Annotated in this window: 10 protein-coding genes; 7 read left to right on the top strand and 3 right to left on the bottom strand. The window is 70.1% G+C overall.

Annotation, left to right across the window (positions count from 1 at the left end; all coding sequences use genetic code 11):
- Window positions 1–4: 4 nt before the first annotated feature.
- Window positions 5–796 carry an SAM-dependent methyltransferase gene (locus ABTW95_RS03315; RefSeq protein ID WP_500224132.1) on the bottom strand — a complete coding sequence of 264 codons (792 nt, stop codon included), beginning with the start codon at window positions 794–796 and terminating at the stop codon, window positions 5–7.
- 176 nt (window positions 797–972) lie between these two features.
- Between ABTW95_RS03315 and ABTW95_RS03310 the strand changes: the two genes are divergently transcribed.
- From ABTW95_RS03310 to ABTW95_RS03300, 3 genes are all read left to right on the top strand, one after another.
- Entirely contained in the window at window positions 973–1,665 is a 693-nt protein-coding gene (locus tag ABTW95_RS03310; protein WP_500224129.1) for a class I SAM-dependent methyltransferase, read from the top strand.
- Window positions 1,666–1,889: 224 nt separating this feature from the next.
- On the top strand, window positions 1,890–2,741 hold the full coding sequence (locus ABTW95_RS03305; RefSeq protein ID WP_500224127.1) for a DUF6745 domain-containing protein: 852 nt from the start codon (window positions 1,890–1,892) through the stop codon (window positions 2,739–2,741).
- Between the two features lie 396 nt (window positions 2,742–3,137).
- On the top strand, window positions 3,138–5,258 hold the full coding sequence (locus ABTW95_RS03300; protein ID WP_500224124.1) for a hypothetical protein: 2,121 nt from the start codon (window positions 3,138–3,140) through the stop codon (window positions 5,256–5,258).
- Between the two features lie 319 nt (window positions 5,259–5,577).
- Here ABTW95_RS03300 and ABTW95_RS03295 read toward each other — a convergent pair whose 3' ends face one another.
- Both ABTW95_RS03295 and ABTW95_RS03290 read right to left on the bottom strand, forming a co-directional pair.
- Window positions 5,578–6,054, bottom strand: coding sequence for a DUF4352 domain-containing protein (locus tag ABTW95_RS03295; protein WP_500224119.1), 477 nt, complete (start codon window positions 6,052–6,054; stop codon window positions 5,578–5,580).
- A 60-nt stretch (window positions 6,055–6,114) separates the two neighbouring features.
- Complete coding sequence (locus ABTW95_RS03290) at window positions 6,115–7,047, bottom strand: exonuclease domain-containing protein (protein WP_396452017.1); 933 nt, start codon at window positions 7,045–7,047, stop codon at window positions 6,115–6,117.
- A 132-nt stretch (window positions 7,048–7,179) separates the two neighbouring features.
- Between ABTW95_RS03290 and ABTW95_RS03285 the strand changes: the two genes are divergently transcribed.
- The 4 genes from ABTW95_RS03285 (at window position 7,180) to ABTW95_RS03270 (ending at window position 15,744) form a co-directional block, all read left to right on the top strand.
- Complete coding sequence (locus tag ABTW95_RS03285) at window positions 7,180–9,321, top strand: N-6 DNA methylase (protein ID WP_500224116.1); 2,142 nt, start codon at window positions 7,180–7,182, stop codon at window positions 9,319–9,321.
- 79 nt (window positions 9,322–9,400) lie between these two features.
- Window positions 9,401–11,404, top strand: a complete 2,004-nt coding sequence (locus ABTW95_RS03280) for a type I restriction-modification system subunit M (protein WP_500224114.1) — start codon at window positions 9,401–9,403, stop codon at window positions 11,402–11,404.
- Window positions 11,401–12,585 carry a restriction endonuclease subunit S domain-containing protein gene (locus ABTW95_RS03275; protein WP_500224111.1) on the top strand — a complete coding sequence of 395 codons (1,185 nt, stop codon included), beginning with the start codon at window positions 11,401–11,403 and terminating at the stop codon, window positions 12,583–12,585. Before ABTW95_RS03280 ends, ABTW95_RS03275 begins: the two co-directional genes overlap by 4 nt.
- A 3-nt stretch (window positions 12,586–12,588) precedes the next feature.
- Window positions 12,589–15,744 (top strand): type I restriction endonuclease subunit R, encoded by a 3,156-nt coding sequence (locus ABTW95_RS03270; RefSeq protein ID WP_500224109.1) that lies wholly within the window; start codon window positions 12,589–12,591, stop codon window positions 15,742–15,744.
- Window positions 15,745–15,842: the final 98 nt, after the last annotated feature.

Below are 15,842 nucleotides of genomic sequence, written 5' to 3'. Positions count from 1 at the left end.
CGGGTTACGGTAGGCGGCCGACGCCGCCGGTGATCTTCAGGCGGGTGGGCAGCGGTTCGATGTCGGGCCGCCACTGCTCGACATCGACCAGGCCGGGCGGCAGGAGCTCGAACCCGTTGAAGAACCGCAGGACCTCCTCCCGGTCCCGGAAGTAGGTCTCCACCGGGGTGCCGTCGGCGACCGCGCGCAGCTGCGCCATCGCCTCCGGGTCGCTGTGCGCGGCGAACTGCGACAGCACCAGATGGCTGCCGGGGACCAGCGGAGCGCAGAACCGGCGGACGAGCCCGGCCGGATCCTCGGCATCGGGGACCAGGTGCAGCACCGCCGCCAGCAGCACCGCGACCGGCTCATCGAAATCGAGCAGGTCCTGCTGCCGCACCTGCTCCAGGATCGCGTCCGGCTCGCGGATGTCCGCCTCCAGGCAGGTCACCCGGGGCGTGGTGGCCAGGAGGGCATCGTTGTACACCTTCACGACCGGGTCCCGGTCGACGTAGACGACGCGCGCGGCGGCGACCTCGCCGACCGCCTCGTGGACGCTGGGTGAGGTGGGCAGCCCCGTGCCCAGGTCGAGGAACTGGCGGACGCCGCTCTTCGCCAGATACCGGACGGCGCGGATCACGAACGCCCGGTTCGCCCGCGCGAGCAACCGCTGGTCGGGGACGACGGCCAGCACCGCCTCGGCGGCCTGCCGGTCGACGTCGTAGTTGTCCTTGCCGCCCAGCAGGTAGTCATAGATGCGCGCGGCACTCGGCTTGCTCTGATCGACCGGGGTGTTCCCGGACTGCAAGCCGTCCACGGCCCTCACCGCCCGCCTTGTACCAAATGCCCGTCTACCGACTGCACGATGGTAACGCCGTCCAAGGAACCCTCCTCCTTCGCAAATAGAACATTTCGGTGTCGCCCGGAGACGCGCTTCGATGACCTCGACGGGGCCGCAACGCGGCCCATGCGCTGATGGGACACAATGCCGGAGTGACGCGGTTGCTCGATGATGAGGCGCTGGTGCGCTCGTCGGTCGTGGCGAACTGCGCGATGAACCGCGAACGGTCCCTCAGCGGCTCCAATGGCTACGGTCGAGAACTCGGCATTGACGTCATGGCCGAGTTGAGCACCCGCGCCAGGACGGCATCGCCCGTACGGTGGCTGGACGTGTGCTGCGGGAGTGGACGGGCTCCGGCCGAAGCGGCCGGGCTCCTGGCCGATCGCGGCCTCACAACCCAAGCCGAGATCATCGGGCTGGACCTGGTGGACCAGTTCGTCTCAGGCAGCCGTCCCCCGCTTCTGCGTCTGATCAGCGGATCGGTGACCGAGTGGGTCCCTGACGGCCGCTTCGACCTCATCACCTGCGTGCATGGGCTGCATTACGTGGGCGACAAACTCGGCGTCCTGAGCCGCATCGCCTCGTGGCTCACCGGCGATGGGCTCTTCGTCGCCAACTTCGACGCCCGCTCGGTCCGCCGCGCGGACGGCACACCCGCCGGCCGCCGGCTCACCGCCCGACTGCGCGCCCAAGGGTTCGCCTATGACTCCGCCCGCCGCCGCATCTCCCGCCGCGGAGGCGGGGAGGTACGGCTCCCGTACCGGTATCTCGGAGCGGACGATCAAGCCGGCCCCAACTACACCGGACAGCCCGCCGTCGACTCGTTCTACGAACCACTCCCATGAAGGGGTCTACGACGACCGGCTCGTCATAAAGGCACGGGTTCAGTCGTCCTCCGACAGTTGCCGGCGGCAGCGCCGCAGGCGCTTCTCAAGCCGGTCTCGTGTGGTTGCCACCTCGGGTGGCGTGGCGCTGGTATGCGGTTGCGCGAGGCGCACGGGGCGGGTCATCATCGGGGCATGATCTTCAACCGAAAGGGCGGCGACGCCCAGGCGCGGTGAGCGCGCCCGTGCGGCGCGTAGACGCCGCCGAACCCCTGACCGGCCTTCCTCGCAAGAGCGCACGCGGTGTGTGGCAGGAGGCCACCAAGATCCGTCGGGAGTGGCTCGAACAGGGCCTGTCCACGCAGCCCGCCGACCGCAAGAAGGCCGAAGACGCCATCGCCGGCCTGTACACGAGGATGTTCCGTCCCCGGCCCCGGTTCCAGTGGGTCGACTCTCCGCACCGGGCGATCCCGCTCGTCGCCGGCCTGCCCACGCTCGACCGGCTGTACGAGCGGATCCGGGAGCCGCGCCCGCAGGGACCGCCGCCGGTGGCCAGCGATCTGGCCATGGTCGCCAGTCAGCTGCGCGGCTCGCTCAGCGCCGGTGTCGTCCATCCAGATCCTGAGCTGACGCCGGTGCGCAAGGGCAAGCACAAGGAGCCGTGGCCGGAGCTGCCGCCGCTGGAGGCGCTCGACGCGGGGGTTCCCGTGGGCGTCGTGCTCCACCAGGGCATCCATACCGCCCTGCATCGCAGCCTCGCGCACGGATTCCGCCGGCCCGTCCGCGCCGCGCTGGCCGGCGGACGTGTGCCGGTGTGCTGGTACGGGCAGCAGGACGCGGGGTGGGTCGCCTACTACGACGCCCTCCACCGGCTCGGGCTGGCCCGGTACGGCCCGGACGCGTTGGACCACCTCGGCCTTTGGGCCGCCCTTGCGCGCTCGTGCGGCTGGTGGTGGCCCGGCGAGGACGTGTGCGTCGTGGTCGAGCGCCCCGAACTCGTCCTTACCGAGCCCGTTCCCGGGACCTGGCACGGGGAGGTCCGGCTCCGGCGCGGCGGCGTCCGCTACCGCGACGGCTGGCACCCGCTGCTGAGCTGACCGCAGTGCCGGGACGAGAGCCGTTTCTCGTCCCGGCCCTCTGCCAAGCTGATCGGGTGACTGGGAGGGCATCGGCGGCCGATCGGTTTCGGGATCGGCGGGAACGCAAACGCGGGTACGACTTCGTCGACGAAGTGCTGGTGCACTGCCCCAGGCGGCGAGCCTGGTGGAGCGTCTCCCCAGGTGGCTCAAGGCGGCCAAGAATCGGGCCGAGGTTTTGAGGACGATAAGGCGCTTGCGTTCGACGCTTCCCGCTGAGGCATAGGACCCGCTCCTCCCGCGTTCTTGCAGGCTCGCTCGATCTTCCTATGGCCGCCATGTGATGCTTGGGCTGCGTGAACAGGTCGGGACGGCGGTGGGGCGGGGATGGGCGGACGACGCAGGGGCGGCCGGGGATTGAGGAGATACCGGCTCCACAACCTCGGGCCTTTCGCCGTCACCCAGCTCGTGATCGGCATCGGGTTCCTGATGATCTGGCCCTTCGTCTTCGGCGTCTTGGTGGAGGACGTCACGGCCACCGGGCGCGCCGCGAAAGGCGAGGGGGTTCCCGGCACGTTCACTGCGCTGTCGGAATCGTGCGGGCGCGGCGGGTGCACCTGGTACGGGACGTTCACGACCGACAGCCTCTTCCAGCTGACCCATGGAAGCGTCCAGCTCAGAGGGAAAGGCACCCGTTCCATTGAGGCCGGGGACGCGATTCCCGCCCTCGACGTCGGCTCAGGAGACTTCGTCCAGATGAAGGGCGGGTCGCCGGATTGGGACCACCCGCTCGGCGTCGGGGCCATCGCCGTGGTGGTCGGCGGCCTCGGGGTGGGGCTGAACGCCATGGTGATGTGGGGCGTCTACTGGACGCGGGCCGCTCCCGCGTCGCGCAGGCGGCAGGCGAGCGAACGGGAGGGTTCCCGGCTGGGCCGCCTCGGCGACCGAGACCGGTGGGGCTGGCGGGCGCGGCCGGCCGCGTCCACCGTCCGGGTGAGAATCGCGAGGTCCAGGGGGCGGACGCTGGCCGCGGCCGTCGGTGTGCTCTCGTTGGCGGCCTGGCTGGGGCTGTTCATCCTGATCTGGGATGAGTTCAACGAGGAGACCACCCGCGCCGAACTCGTAGGGGCGTTGTGGTTGCCGCTCTTCGCGGCGGTCCTCGCGGGGGTGGCGATCCAGACGTTCAGGCTGGTGCTGGTCCGGCCTCGGCTCTGGGTGACGGACGACGAGATCGTCATCTGGGACGCGCTGCTGCTGTGGAAGGTGCTGCGCGTCCCGCGCACGGCGATCGCAGCGATCCATTACGGCGATGAGCCGCGGCGGCGCCGGATCGAGGACGGCGTGACCCAGTTGACGCCGTTCCGGGAAGAACTCAACCTCGTCCTGCAGATGCGGGACGCCATTCCCCTCCCCGCGCGCCGGCTGCGGTGGGGGAACTGGTTCTGGGTCATGCTGACCTTGCGGGATCTGAATCCGCATAGGCCCATGCCTCAGCGGGGACGGCGGGTCCGCTGGCTGTGCCTTCGGGTGAAGGAGCCGCGCAGGGCGGCCACCGACCTCGACCGCTGGCTGGCGGAGGGCGAAGCACCCCCGGTGCCGGGGTCCGCGCCGGTCGATCACTTCCATTACGCCGCCGCCCGTACGCACCGCGGCACCGGCACTGCGCGCATCAAGATCAAAGGCCGGCTCCCCCAGCCGGTGCTGGCCGAGTTCAGGAACGAAGGCCCCGGGACGCTCCGGGCCTGGCTTCGACGCACCGAGTTCGGCCGCGGCACACCGGTCGTGGTGTGTCCCAGGGCAGCGACGATCGTCCTGGACGACCGTCTGGTGTCCGACAAGGCGCTCACGAAGAGGTTCCTGCACGTCGAGGCGGAGGGGCCGTGGACCGTCACGATCTGCGGTCCGGAACGCGGGCGCGGCTTCACCGGCTCGGCCACGGGCAGCGGACACGAGGTGCTCAGCTACCAGGGGCCGCCCGGAATCGCCGTCATGACCTGCCCGGACGGGCAGCCCCACCAGGTGCACCTGCACGGGCCTGACCTGGTCGCGCTCCACGGCTGCGATCCGGTCGTGGCCGGCGCGGTGCCCGGCACGCCATCCCTGCCGAGCCGGAGCACGTTCGCGGTCCCGGCGCAGGCGATACTCCAGGTGAGAACCGCCGCAACGGACTGGCGGATCGAGGTCACGCCTCTCGGACAGGCCGACGACCGCGCCAAAGCGCCGACCGGCCGCGTCCGGCCGTTCGAGCACTCCCTGTCCGGTGACCGGACCGCCGTGGTGCGCTACCTGGGCCCACCGGGACCGGTGCTGTTCCACAGCGGGAACGCGTTCGGCCTCCTCCAACTCGACGACGCCACCCTGATCCCCGTCCGGACGCTCGCCCTCCCGGACGGCGGCCAGGCCGACGGCACCGAGATCCACCTCCGCCCCCGCGCGCTCCTCCAGGTCACCGGAGGCAGCGGCACCTGGTCCTTGAAGGAAGCCCACCTCACGGAAGCAGCAGGCTACGAAGGGCCGTCATCCGCCTCGACGGCGTAGTCCGCCAGCTGAGGGGGCAGCGGCAGGCCGTGCTTCTCGGCGAGGAAGAGCGTCTGCGCGTAGAGACGGGCTTGCTTAGCGACGTCTCCGATGACCCAGGCGTTGGTCTCGCCGACGTCACGATCGACACGACCGGGATCCCCTTGGCCGCCGCCGCGCTCCCAGCCGGTGGTGCAGCGGTGCCCCTCGGGCAGTTCCGCGGCGGCGCTGCGCTTCCGGCGCCCGCGATGCGCGAGCGGCGGTCCCGTCCGGGACGCGCGGCGCCGCCTCGGCCGGCGAGGACCGGGGCCGCGGTCCTCACCGGCCGGCGCCGTCCCGCTCAGGACGCGACCTCGGCGCGGGCCGCCTCGTCGAACAGGGGGTTCGTCATCGCGACGATCTTGGGCCGGAACCTGCCCTTCGCGCACACCAGGCCGGTGGCCTTCTCGCCCGGGGCGAGCTCGGTGGTGGCGATCTGCCCCTCGTAGTCGCCGAGGGCGGTGCTGGTGTCGTGCTTGGTCTTCTTGGTGTCGGTGATCGAGAAGTAGAGCGGGTTGACCTCCAGCTGCTTCTTGGTCTGGTTGGTGACGGTGACCTTGACGCAGGACAGGGCGCCGCCGTCGCTCAGGACGCTCCGCTTCGCGGTCGCCCGCTTGGCGGTCAGCTTGATCGGGAACTTCTCGGCCTTGCCCTCGGCGCCGCTCTTGCCGGCGGACTTGCCGGGGCCCGCCGACTGGACGGCGACCGGGTCCTCCTCCAGGTTGCAGCCGGCGGCGAGGACGGCGACCGCGACGAGGCCGATGGTGATCTTGCGCATGGTGTGCTCCTTGGTGTCAGGGGGTGAGAGCGGAGGCCGGAAGGCCTCCGCTCGGGCGGCTCAGCCTTGGGCCGCCGCGAGCAGTTCGAAGAACTCCTCGTGGTCGATGACGGTGATGCCGTGGCCGCGGTCGCGGAGCCGCTGCGCCTTGGCGTGCTTGCCGGTCGTGGTCGCTCCGGGCGCGAGCCGGTGGGGCTCGACGCCGCCGAGCACCAGCAGGTCGACGAAGCGGGTGACGTCGTCGGCGATGTGGGCTCCGAGGGCCGCGATCCGCCGGGCGGCCTCCGCCCTCGTCATGCCGGGCAGCTTTCCGGTGAAGCAGACGGTGGCCCCGTAGAACGGGTTGTCGGGGTCGGCGCCGGGGTCGGCGGCCGGGGACGGCTCGGGCGGTGCGCCGCCCCGGTGGACGCACCCCCGGCGGACGCCGCCGCGGTAGGAGCCCATCCGGATCCCGTGGGCGGCGAGGAGGTCGCCGAGCCTGGCCGTCCCCTGCCGGCGCAGCGCGGCGATCATCACCTCGGCCGCGGCCCGCGCGTCGGCGGCGGCGTCGTGATGCCGGGGAAGGTCGATGCCGAGGGCGCCGGCGAGCACCGGCAGCTTGTACGACAGCAGGCCGTCCCAGGCGCGCCGCGCGACGACGAGCGTGCATGCGAAGCGGAGGTCGGGGACGGGCAGGCCGACGGCCCGGCACGCGTCGGCGAGCACTCCGATGTCGAAGGCCGCGTTGTGCGCGACGAGCGGGGCGCCGCCCGCGAACTCGACGATCCGCTCCAGCGTCTCGGGCCAGCCGGGGGCGTCCCGGACGCGGTCGGCGGTGATGCCGTGGATGCGGACGTTGCAGGCGTCGAAGTGGTCGTGCCCGGCGGGGGGCTTGATGAACGACGACCACTCCTCGACGATCTGCCGTTCCTTCACCTTGACGAGGCCGACCGAGCACGGGCTTCCCCGCAGGGAGTTCGCCGTCTCGAAGTCGATCGCCACCCACCCGGTCATCCCGTGCTCCTCGCGCCCTGGCCGTCTGAAAGCACCATCATGAGAGCATGCCGTGAAAGCACTGTCAAATGCTTTCGCGGCATTGGGTGGTGTACAGTGGCGATGCTCCCGAAAGCTGACAAGGATGTGCCGATGGCATCGCAGAGCGAGCAGCTGACCGCCGCCGAGATCTCCCGGCTCGCCGGCGTGACGCGCGCGACCGTGAGCAACTGGCGCCGGCGCCACCCCGACTTCCCGCAGCCCACCGGCGGGACGGAGGCCAGCCCGAGCTACGACCGGCAGCAGATCGAGGCGTGGCTGGACGCCCGGGGCCGCCTCCCGGCCCGCTCGTCCAGCGACGAGCTACGGGCCCGCCTGCGCGGCCGCCCGCCGGGCGAGATCGAGGCCGTCGCGCTGTTCACGGCGCACCTGGCCGGGCTGGACGCCCGCGAGCGCGCCGCGACCGCGAAGCTGACCGACGGCGAGCTGACCGCGCTGCTCGCCGAAGCCCTCGCCTCGACCGGGTCCGGCGCGACGGGCGACGCGAAGACGCCCTCCGCGGGCGACGCGAAGACACCCGCGACGGGCCGCGCGAAGACACCCGCGACGAGCGGCGCGACAGTGTCCGCGACGCTGCTGCGAGCGGCCGCGCAGGTCGCGCACCAGGAAGGCCCGCTCGCCGCCTTCGACGTCCTCGACGAGCACACCGAGGCGCCGATCGGCGTCCGCGGGACGCATCCGACACCGGACGCGCTCGCCGATCTGATGGCCGCGCTGGTGACGACCGGCCACGCGCGCGTCCGCAGCGTCCTCGACCCGGCCTGCGGCGGCGGGCGCCTGCTCGCCGCGGTCGCCGCAGCCCTTGAGCCCGGCGCGGACGTGCGCGGCCAGGAGTACCGTCCGGTCACCGCGGCCCAGGCCAGGGCCCGGCTGGCGGAGGCGGCGCCGCGAGCCTCGGTGGACGTGCGGACCGGCGACAGCCTCCGCGACGACGCCTTCCCCGGCCTGCACGTGGACGCCGTGGTGTGCAACCCGCCCTACGGCGACCGCGACTGGGGCCACGACGAGCTGGCGTTCGACACCCGGTGGGCCTACGGCGTGCCGCCGCGTTCGGAGCCGGAACTCGCCTGGGTCCAGCACGCCCTGGCGCATCTGGCCGAGGGCGGCCAGGCCGTGCTCCTGCTGCCGCCGGCGACCGCGTCGCGGCCGTCCGGCCGCCGCATCCGGGCCGAGCTGATCCGGCAGGGCGCGCTGTGCGGGGTGATCGCCCTCCCCGCGGGCCTCGCCGTGCCGCACCACATCGGGCTTCACCTGTGGATACTCCGGGCCCCCGACGCCGGGCGCCCCGGCCGCGACCTGGTGCTGCTGATGGACGCCTCCGCCGGCGAGGGCAGGGCCGCCGACGCCGGCAAGCTCCACGAGACGATCACCGGGACGTGGCGGGCGTTCACCGAGACCGCCGCCGAGTTCGCCGAGATCCCGGGAACCGCGCGCGCACTCCCGGCGATCGACCTCCTGGACGAGCTCGTCGACCTCTCGCCCGGACGGCACGTCCGCATCGCGCCCGTGATCACCCCCGACGCGGCCCTGCGCGACGTCGCCCGGCTCATCGAGCGCCTCGAAGCGGACGTCGCCGCGCTGGCCGCCGCGACCGAGATCGGGCCGCTGGCCTCGGCCGGGGAGGCGAGCCGCACCTGGCGAACCGCGACGGTCGCCGACCTGACCCGCGGCGGCGCCCTCGCCGTCCACAAGGGAACGCGGGCCGCCACGACCGACCCCATGTCCGCCGGCCACGCGGACCGGCCCGTCCTGCGGGCGCGCGATCTGATCGGCGGGACGCGGGCCGGCGGCGACGCGCGCGGACTGCACCTGGCCGATCCGATCGTCGTCGAGGCGGGCGACGTCCTGATCACCCAGATCGTCGGCCCGCACGGCGTCGCGGCGCGCGTGGCGGACGAGGAGGACGCCGGATGCCTGCTCGGCAACGGCGTGTTCCTGCTGCGCCCCGACCCGGCGCGACTCGACCCGTGGTTCCTCGCCGGATTCGTCAGCGCGCCCGACAACGTCAGCCAGGCGACGACCGGCAGCTCCACGCAGCAGCTCGTGGCGTCCCGGCTGCGCGTCCCGCTCCTTCCGATCGGCGAGCAGACCGCCTACGGCCGCGCGTTCCGCAAGGTGGACGAACTCCGGAGCACCGCACGGAACGCCGCGAACCACGCCGACGAGGCAGCGGACCTCATAGCCACCACCCTCAGCAGCGGTGCGCTGCTCCCCCCGGGGATCGAGTTGCCATGAGCCGCAGCGCAGGCCGTCCCGCATCCCCCAGACTTGAGAATCCCTGCTCCGCAGGCCGGCACATCCGGAGGGGAACCCGTTGAACTCGAGCAAGCACACCGAACTGGTCAACCACGCCTGGTCGGTCGCGGACCTGCTGCGCGGCGACTTCAAGCAGTCGGAGTACGGCAAGGTCATCCTGCCGTTCACCGTGCTGCGCAGGCTGGAGACCGTCCTGGAGCCGACCCGGGCGGCCGTCCAGGAGACGGTGGAGCGGTTCAAGGGCAAGGACATGGACACCGACCGGTTCCTCCGCCGCGCGTCGGGCCAGTCGTTCTACAACACCACCGGCTACACCCTCGCGAAGATCGCCAACGATCCGGAGCACGCCGCGACGAACCTCACCATGTACATCGCGGGCTTCTCCCCGAACGCGCGGGAGGTGCTGGAGAAGTACGAGTTCGCCCAGCAGATCAGGCGGCTGGACGGCGCGAACCTGCTCTACAAGGTCGTCGGGCGCTTCGCCGACCTGGACGTCCGCCCCGAGGTCGTGCCCAACCACGCCATGGGCTACTTCTTCGAGGACCTCATCCGGCGCTTCTCGGAACTCTCCAATGAGACGGCCGGTGAGCACTTCACGCCGCGCGAGGTCATCAAGCTGATGGTGAACCTGCTGGTGGCGCCGGACGCGGACGCGCTCAGCGTGCCCGGCGTCGTCCGCAAGGTGCTGGACCCGGCCTGCGGCACCGGCGGGATGCTCAGCACGACGCAGGAGTACATCACCTCGCTCAACCCGGACGCGACGGTCGAGGTGTACGGGCAGGAGCTCAACCCCGAGTCGTGGGCGATCTGCCGGTCCGACCTGATGATCAAGGGGCAGGACCCGGACCACATCGCGTTCGGCAACTCCTTCAGCGACGACGGCCACCGGAACGCCAAGTTCGACTACCTGCTGGCCAATCCGCCGTTCGGCGTCGAGTGGAAGAAGGTCAAGGAGGAGATCGAGCACGAGTACGAGACGCTCGGCGAGTCCGGGCGCTTCGGGGCGGGGCTGCCGCGGATCAACGACGGCTCGTTCCTGTTCCTCCAGCACATGATCTCGAAGATGAAGCCGCGGGAGGCCGGCGGCAGCCGCATCGCGATCGTCTTCAACGGCTCGCCGCTGTTCACCGGCGCCGCGGAGTCGGGCGAGTCCCGGATCCGCCAGTGGATCATCGAGAACGACTGGCTGGAGGCGATCGTCGCGCTGCCCGACCAGCTGTTCTACAACACCGGGATCTCCACCTACTTCTGGATCGTCACCAACCGCAAGCAGCCCGACCACGAGGGCAAGGTCGTCCTCCTGGACGCCCGGGACTACTGGCAGAAGATGCGCAAGTCCCTGGGCGACAAGCGCAAGGAGATCGGCGACGGCCAGGACGGGCGCCCCGACCACATCGGCGAGATCACCCGGCTCTACGGCGACGCCCTGGAGGTCGCGGCCGACCCTGCGCACCCGCTGCACGGCAAGGTCAAGGTCTTCCGCAACCAGGACTTCGGCTACCGCCGCATCACCGTCGAGCGTCCCCTCAAGCTGCGTTTCGAGCTGACCGAGGAGACCTTGGCGGCGCTTGAGGCCGCCAAGCAGGTGCAGAAGCTCGACTACGCCGCAGCCCTCGTCGACGCGGTGCGGCCGCTCCTGGGGAGCAGCTGGCCGACCAAGGCGGAGATGCTCAACGCGCTCATGGGCGCGGTCGTGGACGCCGGCCTGCAGTGGCCGCCCGGCGCCGCGTTCGCCAAGGCCGTCCGCGACGCCATCGGCGTCCGCGACCCCGAGGGCGAGACCCAGTACGTGCGCAAGGGCGTCATCGAACCGGACACCGACCTGCGCGACTACGGGAACGTCCCGCTGGACCAGGACGTCGAGGACTACCTCAAGCGCGAGGTCCTCCCGCACGTCCCGGACGCCTGGATCGACCACACCAAGACCAAGATCGGCTACGAGATCCCCTTCACCCGCCACTTCTACGTCTACAAGCCCCCGCGCCCCCTGGCGGAGATAGACGCCGAACTGAAGGCCCTCGAAGCCGAAATCCAAACCCTCCTCAGCGAGGTCACCGAATGACCGTGGTGCGCATCAAGTCGGCGGTCTCCAACCCGGTGGAGAAGTCGGACGGCACGCCACGGCCCTTCATCGCCTTGGAGGACATTGAGAAGGGCACCGGCAGGCTGCTCACCTCGCAGCTCGCCGTGAAGGCGGCCGGGGACAGCGTCGCCCACCGGGCCGGAGACGTGCTGTTCAGCAAGCTCCGCCCCTACCTCGCCAAGTCGTACATCGCCACCGAGGCCGGCACCGCGACCGGGGAGCTTCTGGTGCTGCGTCCAGGGCCGAGGATCGCCTCGGAATTCCTCTTCTACCTGACGCTGTCGCGGCCGTGGATCGAATGGGCGACCACGACCGCGTACGGGTCGAAGATGCCCAGGACGTCGTGGGAGCTGGTCGCGGAACACCGCGCCTGGCTTCCGTCCGTGGAGGAGCAGCGGCGCATCGCCGGTTTCCTGGACGCCGAGACCGCCCACATCGACCGGCTCGCCGGCGACTACGGCAAGCTGAAGGCGCTGTTCATCGAGCGGCACCAAAGGGTCATCGACTCCAACTTCGAGCCGATCGAAGACACCACGATTCCCCTGAAGTACATGGTCCGCTTCATTGAGGGTCCGGGGATCATGGCGGAGGACTTCCGGTCGTCCGGGGTGCCGTTGGTCCGGCTGCGCGGCCTCAGGGACGGAAATGTCACGCTGACCGGCTGCAACTATCTGGACGCCGCGATGGTCGCCAAAAGGTGGAGCAAGTTCGCTCTCAGGCTCGGCGACCGCGTGATCAGCGGCAGCGCCACCATGGGAGAAGTCTCCTCTGTCACCTCGCCCGAGGTCGTGGGCGCCATCCCGTACACCGGGCTGATCATCCTGCGTCCCACGTCCCCGGCAGTGGACATGGACTACGTCGAGTGCTTCCTACAGTCATCGTCGTTCTTCAAGCAGATCGACGCCCTCAAGGCGGGCGCGGCCATGCAGCACTTCGGCCCCACGCACCTGGCACAGATCAGGATGCCGCTGCCGGACATGGGCACTCAGCTGCAGATTTCTAAGGAAGTGAAACGCGCGACCTCCCAGATGCAGCAGATGAGGGACCTCGTGGACCGGCAGCTGTCCCTGCTGGCGGAGCGCCGCCAGGCGCTGATCACGGCGGCGGTCACAGGGGAGTTCGATGTTTCTACGGCATCCGGTCGTGGGGTTGCGGAGTAGGGCATGAGTCCGGTGCATGACGAGAAGGCGTTCGGGGACGCGATCGTCGCGGCGATGCTCAAGAGCGGCTGGCAGGAGGGCGATCCGCGCGACTACCGGCCGGAACTCGGCCTGGACACCCGGCAGCTCTTCACCTTCATCGGTGCCACCCAGGGCGACGAGTGGGAACGGCTCGTCATGCTCTACGGGAGCAGCACCGAGGCCGCGCAGGTCGGTTTCGCCAAGCGGCTCGATAGGGCGATCGCGGAAGACGGGGTGCTCACCGTCCTGCGGAAGGGCGTGAAGGATCGGGGCGTCCTGATCCGCGTCGCCTACTTCAAGCCGAACCTTGTGCTGGACGACTCCGCCCTGAACGAGTACCGGGCCAACCGGCTGACGGTCGTGCGCGAGCTGGAGTACGCGACCAAGCAGGCCGACAAGGGCAACCGGCTCGACCTGGCACTGTTCGTCAACGGGATTCCGGTCGCGACGGCCGAGCTGAAGAACCCGCTGACCGGGCAGGGCGTGGAGCAGGCGAAGGAGCAGTATCGGCGCGACCGCGACCCGAGTGAGCTGATCTTCCGGCAGCGGGTGGTGGCGAACTTCTGCGTCGATCCCGACCTTGTCTTCGTCGCGACGCAGCTGCGGGGGCAGAAGACGCGGTTCCTGCCGTTCAACACCGGGTCCGAAGGGCCGGGGCAGCCTGGCGGCGCGGGCAATCCGGCGCCGGTCGAGCCCGGAACGTACGCGACCTCGTATCTGTGGACGCGGATCTGGGAGCCGGAGAACTGGCTGGACATGCTCCAGCGGTTCGTCCACGAGCAGAAGTCGAAGAGCGCCGGCGGCCGCACGAGCAAGACGATGATCTTCCCGCGCTACCACCAGTGGGATGTGGTCAAGAAGCTCACCGCGCACGCCGCCCGCCACGGGGCCGGTCACAACTACCTGGTGATGGCCTCCGCAGGTTCCGGCAAGTCGAACACCATCGCATGGCTGTCGCACCGGCTGTCGTCGCTCCACACGCCCGTGAACGCCGCCGAGCTTGCGCCGGAGGCGGTGGCGAACGGGGTCGAGCCGGGGACGCCGGTCTTCGACAAGGTCGTCGTGATCACCGACCGGCGGAACCTGGACGCCCAGTTGCGGGAGACGATCGGCGCGTTCGAGCAGACCGCCGGGCTCGTGGTGAAGATCGACGAGAAGACCGGCGCGAAGTCCGAGCAGCTCGCCAAGGCGCTGTCCCGGTCGTCCGGGAAGATCATCACGGTGACGCTGCAGACGTTCCCGGCGCTGATCGACTTCTTGAAGCGCAACCCGACCGAGATCGCCGGTCACCGGTTCGCGATCGTCGTGGACGAGGCGCACTCGTCTCAATCCGGAGACGCGACGACGGCGGTCAAGGCCGCGCTGCGCGACCTGGGCCTGGACGCCGACGACGAGGACGAGGGTGCCACGACGGTCGAGGCCAAGCTGGAGCGCAAGGCCGCGCAGCGCTCCCAGGCGTCCAACCTGTCCTACTTCGCGTTCACGGCGACGCCCAAGAGCAAGACGCTGGAGCTGTTCGGCACGCTGGACACCGCGGCCGGAAAGTCGACGTACCGGCCGTTCCACACCTACTCGATGCGGCAGGCCATCGAGGAGGGCTTCATCCTCGATCCGCTGCGCAACTACGTCACGTACGACACCTATTGGAAGCTCGTCAACAAGAACCCGGACGAGCGGGAGGTCGACCCGTCCAAGGCGAACACGCTGCTGGCGCGGTACGCGGTGACGCACCCCTCGACGGTCGCGCAGCACGCGAAGATCATCGTGGAGCACTTCCGGGCGCACACTCAGGGGCGGCTCGGCGGACGCGCCAAGGCCATGGTGGTGACCGCGTCCCGCAAGAGCGCCGTGCAGATGTCGCGTGCGATCAAACAGCACATCGACGACATGGGATACGGCATCGGCGTCCTGGTGGCGTTCTCCGGCTCACTCACGTACGAGAAGGAAGAGGTCACCGAGTCCAAGGAGAACGGCGGCCTGCCCGAGGGCGCCCTTCCCAAGGCGTTCGCGTACACGCGGGCCGACGACCTGGCCGCGCATACGGGCGGACGCGGCAAACCCGAATACCGCATCCTCGTCGTGGCCGAGAAGTATCAGACCGGCTTCGATCAGCCGTTGCTGACGACGATGTACGTCAACAAGAAGCTGGCGGGGATCTCGGCCGTCCAGACGCTGTCCCGGCTCAACCGCACCGCCGACCGCAAGAGCCAGACCGACCTGGCGGTCGTGGACTTCGTCAACGACGCCGAGGACATCCAAGAGGCATTCCGCCCCTACTACGAGGAGGCGATGACCCTCCCGTCAGACCCGAACCTCCTCTACACCGCGCAGAGCCGCGTCATGTCGGCGCAGATCCTCGTCAACGCGGAGATGGAAGAGTTCGCCCGCGCCTACCTCGAAGCCGAGGAGAGAGCCGCCGGCTCTACGGCGCGATGGCAGAAGCTGCACGCCGAGCTGTACCGGCTGCTGAACCCGGCCGTCGTGCGCTTCACCGCGCTGATCGACAGCGAGGACGAGGACGACCACGAGACAGCCGAGGACTTCCGCGCGAACCTCAACGACTATGTGCGGAAGTACGGATTCCTTTCGCAGATCGTCCCGTATCACGACGCCGAGCTGGAGCGTCTCCACCTGTACGGGAGGCACCTGCTCAACAGGCTCCCGAGGCGCGCTGACGGCGGCGTCGACATCGGCGAGATCGACCTAAGCCACATGCGGGTCGAGAAGACCGGCGAGCACGACCTCAGGCTCACCCCCGAAGGCGCGACGGTGGTGAAGGGATTCGGGGACGGCGCCGGCGGCGCCAAGGAGCCGGAGAAGTCGCCTCTCGCAGAACTGATCGAGAGGTTCAACGCCAAGTTCGGCACGGACTTCACCGAAGAGGACATCATCCAGCCGTTCGAAGAGGCGATGGCCGACCCCAAGGTCAAACAGGCCGCGGTCGCCAACAACGACCAGGAGAACTTCGGGGTCGTCTTCGACAAGGTCTTCGAAGACAAGATGATGGACCACGTCGACACCATCGCCACCCTCGGCGAGAAGTACTTCGGCTCCGACCCCGAGTTCAAGTCGTCCCTGAACAGCCGCGCCCGACGTGCCGCCTGGCAACTGCTGCGCGAACAGGCCGGCGTCGCCTGATGCCTTCGTCCGTCCAGCCGTCCCCGAGCGAATCGGAGGGCGGCTGGACAGGCCATCTCCGCTCTCGAAACACTTAGCCAGGGCAAACAACGGCGAGT

It is taken from the genome of Spirillospora sp. NPDC127506 (assembly GCF_040302145.1).
Classification (GTDB): Bacteria; Actinomycetota; Actinomycetes; order Streptosporangiales; family Streptosporangiaceae; genus Spirillospora.
This window is presented reverse-complemented; position numbering and strand designations above follow the sequence as displayed.

Excerpts from the sequence above, each read along its gene's own strand:
- ABTW95_RS03295 (WP_500224119.1), bottom strand. The coding sequence starts at position 6,054 with ATGCGCAAGATCACCATCGGCCTCGTCGCGGTCGCCGTCCTCGCCGCC.
- ABTW95_RS03290 (WP_396452017.1), bottom strand. The coding sequence starts at position 7,047 with ATGACCGGGTGGGTGGCGATCGACTTCGAGACGGCGAACTCCCTGCGG.
- ABTW95_RS03285 (WP_500224116.1), top strand. The coding sequence starts at position 7,180 with ATGGCATCGCAGAGCGAGCAGCTGACCGCCGCCGAGATCTCCCGGCTC.
- ABTW95_RS03275 (WP_500224111.1), top strand. The coding sequence starts at position 11,401 with ATGACCGTGGTGCGCATCAAGTCGGCGGTCTCCAACCCGGTGGAGAAG.
- ABTW95_RS03270 (WP_500224109.1), top strand. The coding sequence starts at position 12,589 with ATGAGTCCGGTGCATGACGAGAAGGCGTTCGGGGACGCGATCGTCGCG.